At 62.0% G+C, this 8,981-nt stretch carries 7 protein-coding genes; all 7 read right to left on the bottom strand.

From position 1 onward, the window contains the following. Positions 1-3,435 (bottom strand): hypothetical protein (locus AC3WKX_RS15720; protein ID WP_102605945.1); only part of this gene is annotated, 3,435 nt, incomplete at its 3' end. Between the two features lie 106 nt (positions 3,436-3,541). After that, positions 3,542-4,273: a GntR family transcriptional regulator gene (locus AC3WKX_RS15715; RefSeq protein ID WP_102605946.1), complete on the bottom strand. Its 732-nt coding sequence runs from the start codon at positions 4,271-4,273 to the stop codon at positions 3,542-3,544. A gap of 82 nt (positions 4,274-4,355) precedes the next feature. Then, on the bottom strand, positions 4,356-5,729 hold the full coding sequence (locus AC3WKX_RS15710) for an LLM class flavin-dependent oxidoreductase (RefSeq protein WP_102605947.1): 1,374 nt from the start codon (positions 5,727-5,729) through the stop codon (positions 4,356-4,358). 25 nt (positions 5,730-5,754) lie between these two features. Next, positions 5,755-6,585 carry an amino acid ABC transporter permease gene (locus AC3WKX_RS15705; RefSeq protein ID WP_102605948.1) on the bottom strand — a complete coding sequence of 277 codons (831 nt, stop codon included), beginning with the start codon at positions 6,583-6,585 and terminating at the stop codon, positions 5,755-5,757. Then, a complete protein-coding gene (locus AC3WKX_RS15700) occupies positions 6,582-7,400 on the bottom strand; it encodes an ABC transporter substrate-binding protein (protein ID WP_102605949.1) in 819 nt (272 codons plus the stop codon). The genes AC3WKX_RS15705 and AC3WKX_RS15700 overlap by 4 nt, the downstream gene beginning before the upstream one ends. Before the next feature lie 139 nt (positions 7,401-7,539). Continuing rightward, the gene (pnuC, locus tag AC3WKX_RS15695) at positions 7,540-8,121 is read right to left on the bottom strand and encodes a nicotinamide riboside transporter PnuC (RefSeq protein WP_008433153.1); all 582 of its coding nucleotides are present in this window, start codon (positions 8,119-8,121) and stop codon (positions 7,540-7,542) included. 15 nt (positions 8,122-8,136) lie between these two features. Continuing rightward, a complete protein-coding gene (locus tag AC3WKX_RS15690; RefSeq protein ID WP_003208300.1) occupies positions 8,137-8,973 on the bottom strand; it encodes a 5'-nucleotidase, lipoprotein e(P4) family in 837 nt (278 codons plus the stop codon). Positions 8,974-8,981: the final 8 nt, after the last annotated feature.

The raw sequence follows: 8,981 nt of genomic DNA, 5'->3' as shown, positions 1-8,981 counted from the left end.
CCCATCCCCCACCCGCCAGATAATGTCGTGGTTCTCATTGGTCCATTCCGACGGTTTCAGCGAGTACTTGTAGTCCTCTGAGTTACGGTTATTCCCGTCCCCGATAAAGTCCGGGTGGTCCCGCCGATGGTCGCCCCCGCGGATACTCGACCGCGCATCCCACTCTTCCTTGCGGAAATCAAAAATGCTCTGGTCCTGCGGCGCATCCCGCTGGCCCCAGTCGGACAGGTAGGTCTGCAACCACACGTACGCTTCATCCCCGTTGGGCTTGAGCAGCCCGTCCTGCTTGAAGTCCTGGATCTGGTCCCAGTTCTGCATCGAGATCTTGTGCAGCTTGTGGGACTGCACCGTGCTCAAGATCGCCCCGACAAACGACAACGCGCCGGAGATCAAGAAACCCACCGGTCCCAGGAACGGAATGATCCGCCCGGTCACCCCCAGCGTGCCCAGCACGCCGCCGGCCGCGCCCACCAGGCTGCTGACACCACCGGCCATCGACAGTGAGCCCGAGGCGATTTTCACCGGGTCTTTCTCGCGCACACCATCACGCAAGGTAAACGCCGCCTGCACCACACTGATCACGCCGCCTGCCACGTCGGTGGCCATGCCGATCACCTTGATCGCGCTGCTGGCGAACTTCGCGCCAAACCCGGCCCCGGCCACGCCGCCGCGGCTGGCAATGCCTTTTTCAATGCCTTCCTGGATCTTCGCCGCACCTTCGTCGCTCCAGCCGCCGCTGTTGAGGGCCTTGCCCACGTCCTTGCCGTCGTCCATGGCCTGGTCGACGATCTCGAAATACTTCTTCTGCACCGCCTCGGCGTCCTTGGGCAGCGCGTGGTACCCCTCGCCGGGCTTGGCCCACAGGTCGGGCAGGGAACGGTCGAAGCCCATCAGCTTGTACGCGTTGGTGCCGCGCAACTTGTCGTAGACCTTCAAACCCAGCGTGGCGAAGTGCGAGCCGGTGCCAAGGAAGCCAAGGAAGTCGTTGGCGATGCCCAGGCGTTTCATCGGCGTATCCGCCAGCTTGCCGCCTTGTCCGGCGAGTTGGTAGACGATACGGCCCATGCCGATCGCGCCGCCCACTGAGCCGAGTACGCCGTTGTCCTTGAGGAAGTTGAGGTTCTTCACGAACGAACTGCGGTTCTCTTCGCTGAGGCCCGGCATGATCTCCTTGCTCACGGCCTTGTCGATGTCGCTGAAGCTGATCACGCCGTTTTTCTGCCAGGTGTCGCCGAGGGAAATCATCGCCTTGCCGAAATCGGCGGCGGCGTTTTTGTCCTTGAGCAGTTGGTCGACGAACTTCGAATACACACCCAGCGCCTGGCGCGGCAGGCCGTCGGCACTGCCCTTGAGCATCGACAGGATTGCCATGGTGTTGTCGGTGGTGGCCAGGGCGGTGTTGTCGTCGGAGATCTTGGTGGGATCGTCCATCAGCTTTTCAACGGCATCGGTGTAGCCGTCGATCTGCAGGTTTTGCAGGAAGTTGTCGGCCTTGGCCGGGTCGATATCGGCCAGGGCGGTGTAGGCGGTCTGGATTTCCTGGGTGGCCAGTTCGGTCTTGCCGCTGTCCTGCAGGGACTTGATGTACTGGGTGAAGTTCTCCGAGGAGGTGCTGTCGATCAGGCGCTGCCTGGTCTCATCGACCTTCGCCTGGCCGCCGTCGACCTTGCCCAGGGCTGCGTCGTGGTTGGCCTTGATGTCGTGCTGGATGGTCGAGTCGCCGAGCAGGTCGTTGATGGTCTGGTCGATGGCCTTGGTGTCGAAGATGTTGTCGCGTACATCCCGCGAGGTCACGTCGATGGGCGTGGTGGCGATGCCCTGGTTGCCGAAGCCGTGCTCGGGAATGATCGACATGCCATTGTCGGCCATGCTCCTGGCTTCCACCGCCCGCAGGAACTTGGCGCGCGGGTCGTCCTTGCCGATGCTGCCGTCCTTGACCCCGGCGCGGTAGCTGTCCACCAGGGTTTTCATCGACAGGTCCTGCACCGACAGCGGGTTGCCGCCTTCATCTTTTTCGGTGGTGGTGAGGTTGTCGACGGACACGTCCTTGAGGGGCGGCAGGCCGTTATCGGTGCGCAGCTTGTCGACGTCGGTGGTCTGCGCGGCGATGTCGCTGCGGTAGCTGGAAATTTGCTCGAACATCTGTGGATTGCTGTCTTCCGACACCACGATTTTCTCTTCGCTGCCCCCCGGCTTGTGCTGGGTGAAGGCGATCAGGCCCGGGCCATAATCACCGGCGCCGCCGACGCTCATGATGTCTTCGGTGGAGGCCAGGTAAGCGTCCGGGGCGGCGAGGGTGTAGCCGTCGCCCTTGGCCTTTTCGATGCCGGCCAGGGTTTGGCCCTTGCTGGTGTAGGCGGCGAAGGCTTCGGGGGTGATGTCCTTGGACACCACCAGCAGTTTACCGTCGGCCTGGTTGACCACCAGGATGCCGTCCATGGGCGCGTCGACCTTGCTGATGTCGCCCAGCTTCAGGCTGGCCTCGTCCTTGCGCAGCAGTTCCTGGCCGGGCAGGGACTGGGCGTTCTTGATGTAGTCGAAGGCCTGCGAGCCTTCGCTGGCGTGCACGGCGTGGAGGAAGTTGTAGAAGGTGCCGCCCGCGTTGGGGTTGGGGTTGCTGAGGTCGGCGCCGGGCTGCGGCAGGTCGGCTTCGGACTTGCTGATCGCGTACTTGTGGCCCTGGTGTTCGAACAGGATCACTCCGGCGCTGCTGTCTTCGGACACCACTTTCAACTGGCTGAAATCGAGGTCGCCCGGCAGGCTGGTGACTTCTTCATAACCTTTGGATTTGCCGTCATTGAGGGCTTCCTTGGTCACCCCGGCCTGGGTGTAGGTGCTGAACGCCTGGGGCGTGAGCAATTCGGAAATGACCAGAGTCTTGCCGTTTTCAAGGCTGACCTTGAGGATGCCGTCTTCAGCCTTGCCCACGGATTTGATGTTGGCCAGGCGCACGCCGTCGCCGTCTTCGCGCAGCAGTTGCTGGTCGGGGTTCTTCAGGCTTTCGATGATGGCCTTGCCGGCCGGGGTGCCCTGGGTTTCGGCCAGGGTCTGGAGGAAGGTGTACAGCGGGGTACCTTCGTCGGGCCCGCCCTGGTTGACCGGGGCTACGGCATGGCCGAAGCGCAGGTTCTTCAATACGTCGAAGCCGTCCTGGGCGTTGGCCGCACCCTCGGCGCTGATCTTGTATTTGGCGCCGTCCTGTTCGAAGTAGATCACCCCGGCGTCCTTGTCTTCGGAAATGACCTTGAGCTTGTCGATGTCGAGTTTGGCCGGGAGGGCGGTGACTTCCTTGTAGTCCTCGGGCTTGACGGTTTTGTCGCCCGGCCCGGTGCTGGCAAGGATTTTGGCTTTGTTCAGGACGGCGTCGAAAACCCGCTCGGGAGCGTTGGGTTGATCGACGCGGGGCGACGCGGATTTTTCGGGGCGGGTGATCATCGGTTCAGTCCATGTGAGGGGCGCACGAGGACTCGATAGTAGGGGCTGCAAGCGAGTGAAAACGGGTTCGTTGGCAACAAGTCACAAGCTTTCACAGGTGTGAAATTCACGTCCCGGGGTAGCGCGTCTCCATCACGACGGACAATGCATCCGGACGCCAGAATTCCTGGTCAAACTCCACCGGCTGGTCATCCTCGCCGAAGTTCAAGCGTTCCAGATACACGCTGGTGGAACCGGTGGACAATTGCAGCAACTCGGCCTGTTCTTCATTCACCGTGCCAATGTGCATCTCCAGCTCACACCGCGACAGCACCCGGGAAAACCGCTCCCGCAGCAGTTGGGTCAGCGAGGTATTCAAGTCGGCGTCCAGCAGCCCAGGGCACCAGCTGGCCAGCAGCGCGTTGAACTCCAGCAACACCGGCCGCCGGTCGATCCAGCGCCGCCGTTGCAGGAAAAACACCGGCTCATCCGCCGACGCGAGGCCCATCCGCCTGGCCAGCCAATCGCCTGCCGGGCGCAACTGCGCGTGCAGGCATTCGGTGCGCGGCGTACGGCCTTGGGCACTTACGTAATCCATGAAGCCGCTGATGCGTGTTGGGTCATAGCGGATGCGCCGGGGGCTGACAAACCAGCCGCGACGGTTTTCCCGGTACACCAGGCCTTCGGCTTCCAGCTGCTGCAAGGCCTGGCGCAAGGTGACCCGGGTGCAGCCGAAGCGCTCGATCATCTCCCGTTCGGACGGGAATTTCTCATCCGCCTGCGGCACACCCGCCGCGATATCGTGGGCGATCTGTTCGCGAATGCGCTGGTAGTGCGGTGAAATCGGGTCGAAAGGCATCCTGGGGTTCCGTGTGCAGGCCTGGCGTGGGCGTGACTCTACCGTTCCTGTTGGCGCAGGTCACGCAGTGCCCACCAGCACCTTACTCAAAGCGGAACGAAGCCCCATGGGCCGAGGTTGGCAAGCGGTCACTGCCGTCGGCGCTGAGCCGCGAACGCAGGGTGCCGGTCTGCGGTGTGGTGCGATACAGCCCACGTTTTTGCAGGGCCGGGATCACCAGTTCGACAAAGTCATTCAGCGAGCCGGGGCTGATCAACGGGTTGAGCATGTAGCCGCTGGTGCCGGAGATTCTGGCGTGTTCCTCGATTTTTTCCGCCACCTGCTCCGGCGTGCCCACCAGGATCAGGTCGCTGCCCCGCGTCACGTTGGCGAAGCGTTGCTTGACCTCGCCGGCGGTCAGCGGTTTACCGCTGCCATCGGGTCTCATCACGTAGGAGGTCATGCCTTCGGTGTGAGTGGACAGTGCTTCGCTGTCTGCGTAGCGGCTGATATCGATACCGGTGTCGCCCGCGTAGCTCACCAACTGCGCCTGCAGGTGATAGTTGCTTTGCAGGGTCTCGTATTTCTTTTGTGCTTCGATGGCGGTGGGGGCCGTGACGATGCGCAACACGGTCAGGGATTTGACGTCTTGCTGACTGCGCCCGCGGGCCTCGGCCTGGCGCCAGATATCTTCCAGCCCCTGGCGTATCTCCAGCGGGTTGGATTTGGCGATAAACACCAGCTCTGCATGTTTGGCCGCGAACTGCCGGCCACGGCCCGACCAACCCGCCTGGATCAGCAGCGGAGTGCGTTGCGGTGAGGGGGACGTGAGGTGCGGGCCGGCCACCCGGTAATGGTCGCCGGCATGCTGGATCGGTCGAACACGCGTGCCATCGGCATAGGTGCGTGCGAGTTTGTCGGCGAGCACCGCGTCATCGGCCCAGCTGCCTTCCCAGAGCTTGTACACCACGTCGAGAAACTCTTCGGCGCGTTCGTAGCGGTCGTCGTGCTTGATCATCTGCTCCAGGCCGAAGTTGCGTGCGGCGCTGGACAGGTAAGAGGTGACGATGTTCCAGCCGATACGCCCATCGGACAAATGGTCCAGGGTGCTGAAGCGCCGGGCGTGGGTGAATGGGTGTTCATAGGTGGTGCTGACCGTGACGCCAAAGGCGAGCTTTTCGGTCAGGGCCACCAGTGCGGGAATGATCGTCAGCGGGTCGTTGGCCGGCGCTTCCACCGCCCATTTCAACGCCGCCGCTTCGGACCCGCCAAACACATCGTAGAAGCCCAGCACATCGCCGAAGAACATCAGGTCGAGGTTGGCTTCATCTGCCGTGCGGGCCAGGTTCGACCAGTACTTGAGGGTGTTGATGCCCAGGCGTTCATCCGCCGGGTGGGTCCACAGGCTGGGCGCGCCGCCGCAGCCGACACTGGCTTGTTCGTACAGGCCGAATAACAACGGGGTTGGATCAGACATGGTGCTTCCTGCAGGTAAAAAGCGGTTATCGCCCGTGAAGGTAGGCCTTGCCGTAGTGCCGCTCCAGGCGTGCCTGGATCAGTTCCAGGCCAATGGAGAGCAGCCAGTAGATGACGGCAGCGGTGGTGAGCATTTCGATATAGCGGTATGAGGAGCGCCCGTAGGACTGCGCGAGGAACATCACTTCCCAGACGCCCATGACCGAGACCAGCGATGAGTCCTTGAGCATCGAAATGAACTGGCTGGTGGTCGGTGGAATGATGGTGCGCATCGCCTGGGGCAGCACGATCTGCCAGAACGTCACCGCCGGGCCCATACCCAGCGCCGCCGCTGCATTCCGCTGGCCCTGGGACACTCCGATGATGCCGGCGCGAAAGATCTCGCTCAGGTATGCCCCGTAGTTCAACGACAGTGCAATGATCCCGGCGCTGATGGCGCCCGGCACTACGCCCAACTGGGGCAGGCCGAGGTAGATCAGCAAAATCTGGATCAGCAGCGGCGTGCCGCGAAAGAACGAGGCGTAAAAACTGGCAATCCCGAACGCCACCGCGCTGTTCGACAAGCGCGCCATGGCCGTCGCAAACCCCAGGGCCAGGGACAGCCAGATCGAGCAGAAACACAGGAACAGCGTCAGCGCCGCACCCTGCAGAAAGCCGTTGGGCGACAGGTGCAGGCCCACCAGGTTTTGCCACTTGGCCGCGACGATCGCAAACTTCAGGTCGAAGCTCATGAACAGCCCGGCGAACAGGCACAGCATCACGCCCCAGGTCAGCCACAGGCGCACCTGGAAGGGCAACCACTGGCGTTTGACGGGCGGCGGTTTCACCACAGAGGTCGGGGTGGGGAAAACGCTCATTGGGTGATGTCTGCGCCAATCCATTTCTGGGAGATCTTCGTCAGCGTGCCGTCGCTTTTAAGGTCGGCCAGCACTTGGGTCAGCCTCGCGTCCCATTGGGGGTCGCCTTTTTCGGTGGCGACCACGTTGGGCTCGCTGTAAAGCTGTTTGCCGACGACCTTGAAGCGTGGGTTATGCTTGATTCGCTCATTGGCGGTCACCAGGTTGGTGAGCATTGCGTCCAGGCGTTTGCCGGTGCCGAGCGCCAAGTCCTGGAAGGCCACGATTTCATTGTCGTAAGGCACGGCTTGAATCTGGCTGAACGGGTATTCGATTGGCGTGTTGGCGCCTTCGATCACCAGGTCTTTGTTCAGGTAGGCCTCGTAGGTCGAGGCGCTGCCCACGCCGACTTTTTTCCCGGAAAGGTCACTGGCCGAGTGGATGGAAGATTCATCGGCGTTGACCACGATGACCGCCGGTGAGGCGTAATACTCGACAGGAAAATTGAACACTTGCCCACGGGCGGCACTTGGGGTCATGGAGCAGATGCACACGTCATAACGCCCTTGCCAGCGGCCTGCTGCGATTACTTCCCAAGAGGGTGTTTCCAACTTCAGGGTGACGCCAAGTTTGTCGGCCACGGCCTTGGCCACGTCGACGTCGAAGCCATCCAGCTGGTTTTGTTCATTGAGAAAAGAGAAGGGCGGATAGTTCTCCATCAGCACGCCAACCAACCGTTTGGATTGCGTGATGCGATCCAGCGTTGCCCCGGCGAACACCGCCGGGCTGGCCACTAACAGGGCCAGGCCCAAGGTCACGACAGTACGTAAATTCATAAATATACCCATGGGATTTTTTATATTTAAACGCGATAAGGGCTTTATGTTTAATGATTTTATGTACTGTAATGCGTTGTTTTAGTTATATGTTTTCCCAACTGTTGGCCTGGCAACAGTTGGGAAACAAACATCGTGTTCAAGCAACTGAAAGTTGCTGTTCCTGTTGGCGCAGGTCACGCTGCCACGACACCAACCCATACGCCGCCAGCACCACAAACCCGGCATACAGCGCAGCGGTCAGTTGCAGGTCCTTGTACACAAACAGGCCCACGTAGACCGTATCCAGCACGATCCACAGCCACCAGCTCACCACATACTTGCGCGCCGCCCACAGGCTGGCCACCAGGCTGAAAGCGGTGAGCAGCGAGTCCAGCCACGGCAGTGCGGCATCGGTGAAGTGGTGCATGGCGGCGCCCAGCAGCAGCGCACCGATCACCCCGGCGAGCAGGTGCCGCCATGCTTCCTGGACCGGCAGCCGTTCCACCCGCACCTTGCCCGCGTCGATGCGCCCGGTGCTCCAGCGCCACCAGCCGTAGCCCTGCAACACAGCGAAGACCAGTTGCAGGAGCATGTCGGAATACAGCTTCACGTCGAAGAAGATCCAGCCGTACAGCAACACCGCGACCACGCTGACCGGCCAGCACCAGCGCACCCGTCGGGCGGTGAGCCACACCCCGGCGATATTGAAGATCACAGCGACTATTTCCAGCGGCGTCATACGGTCCCCTCAGGGTCAGTTTTGCAGGTGCAGCGCTTGTTGCTTGAGCTGGCGCTTGCGTTCAAAGGGCAGTTTTTCCTGGTCGCCATACGGCGCGCTGTACCAGTTGCCGTAAGTCGGGTTGGGCAGCACGAACCAGCGCTGGCCGAGCCAGCCCAGGTAGGGTTCGGCGGCCTTGCGCTGAGCGTCCAGGGTGTTGTGTTCGGCCTGCACGAAATCCCCCAGGGAATCACCCGCCAGGATCAGCACGCGGGCGTGTTGGGCGACCCATTGGCGTCGGCAGTTCTTGCCGTAGCCGGCGTGTTCGCAGCCGCCAATGGGCGTGCCGGCAGCCAGTACCTGCTGCTCGCTGTCCACCGGAAAGCCCCGCAGGCGCAGGTTGTTGACGGTGGCCTGGACCTGGCTTTGCTCGCGGTTGGTGATGTAGTACACCGTGATGCCTTTGTGTTTGGCGGCCTGCAGGAACGTCACGGCGCCCGGCAGCGCCTGGGCCTTGGCCTGGTCGACCCAGGTGTTCCAGCGGTCGTAGGAGTAGACTTGGTTGTTGACGACGTCCCGGGCATTCAGCGGGATGTTGTCGAGCACGGTCTCGTCGATGTCGACGATCACCGCTGGCGGCAGCCCGGCCAGATTGCGCGGTGGCAAGGGCAGGGCGTCCCAGTCCGGGGTCTTGAGGGCCACGTCCAGTTGGCGAGTGGCGTTGGCGAACACCTGGCGGTAGATCAGTTCGTGCTCGATGGAGGTCTGGGTCCACAGCACCGCATCCAGCTGGTCGTTGGCGGGCGGTTGCTGCTGGCAGCCGACGAGGGCGGTGGAGAGCAGGCACACACTGGCAAAAATCAGATTACGCATGAACAGTC

Source organism: Pseudomonas sp. GP01-A4, assembly GCF_058780865.1.
This window is presented reverse-complemented; position numbering and strand designations above follow the sequence as displayed.